This window comes from Phocaeicola faecium, assembly GCF_014837055.1.
Classification (GTDB): Bacteria; Bacteroidota; Bacteroidia; order Bacteroidales; family Bacteroidaceae; genus Phocaeicola; species Phocaeicola gallinarum.
This window is the reverse complement of record NZ_JACSPQ010000030.1, coordinates 1-1077: the sequence shown is the minus strand read 5'-3', so window position 1 is coordinate 1077 and position 1077 is coordinate 1. Positions and strand designations below refer to the sequence as shown.

Annotated in this window: 2 protein-coding genes; both read left to right on the top strand. The window is 52.5% G+C overall.

Annotated features, from left to right (window positions below; genetic code table 11):
- The first annotated feature begins 210 nt into the window (after nucleotides 1–210).
- A complete protein-coding gene (locus H9626_RS13440; RefSeq protein ID WP_191710811.1) occupies nucleotides 211–675 on the top strand; it encodes a DUF4422 domain-containing protein in 465 nt (154 codons plus the stop codon).
- A 9-nt stretch (nucleotides 676–684) separates the two neighbouring features.
- A partial coding sequence (locus H9626_RS15200) for a glycosyltransferase family 2 protein (RefSeq protein ID WP_368735179.1) occupies nucleotides 685–1077 on the top strand: 393 nt, incomplete at its 3' end.

Sequence of the window (1077 nt, the reverse complement as noted above, 5' to 3'; positions counted from 1 at the left end):
GTCATACCCATAGTCCCTCCACCCCACGTTGACGGCTGAATCAACGTGGAACAGTGTTCCTTCTCGTACAAATCCTAGAGTTCACTATACCCATGAGGGTGATCTTTACCGGACCGCTCCGAGCTCGTTTGAAGGAAATCCACAATGTTAACGCAAACGTTGGCATGGTTCGGTTGGGAATAGCCGGCAAAGTCGGTAAAATTAAATGCTATGAGCAAGAACGGGAAGGGGCAACGGCCGGTGATTGTGGTGGCGGTGGCCACGCACAAGCCGTATCGGATGCCGGATGACGCAATGTATCTGCCAATGCATGTGGGTAAGGCACTGCACCCGGAAGTGGACTTAGGGCCGGCTTTCGCCGTGGATAACACCGGGGACAATATCTCCGAGAAGAACGGGTACTATTCCGAGCTCACCGGATTGTATTGGCTGTGGAAGAACTGCCAGGCCGATTACAAAGGGTTGGTGCACTACCGTCGGCATCTGGGCTCGGCTGCGTGGAGCGCACGGTGGAAGAGAGACCGGTTCGAGCGCATAGTAAGCGGAGACGAAGTCCGGCAGCTGCTTGCTCAGCATGACATTATTGTGGCGAAGAAGCGACACTACTATATAGAGACCGTGTATTCGCACTACGGGCATACGTTCCGTTCGGAACAATTTGATCAAAACTTCTGAAAGGAATCGATGATGAGTGTCCCGGAGATCAGCATCGTTGTCCCCGTGTATCGAACTGATCCGAAGCTTTTCGAACAGTGTCTGGATAGCCTAACTAGGCAAGGGCTCTCAGCAGGAGAGTGGGAGCTGATTATCGTGTTCGATGGTCCGCAGGATGCAGCGTTGTTTGACGTGTGCGAGCGTTTCGGACATGAACATGGAAATAATGTGACGCAAATCATGAGTGATACACGCGGGGTATCGGCCGCCCGGAATGCGGGAATGGATCGAGCTTCTGGTAAGTGGCTAGCTTTTCTGGATTCGGATGATTCTTTGCCTGACTCGGCTCTGTCACTGATGATGAGATACGCCGATGATCATACCTGCGATATCGTTATGGGAGACCATACATCAGTCTTGGGA

What these genes read in the sequence shown, in the direction of transcription:
- H9626_RS13440 (WP_191710811.1), top strand. Translation starts at nt 211, where the DNA reads ATGAGCAAGAACGGGAAGGGGCAACGGCCGGTGATTGTGGTGGCGGTG.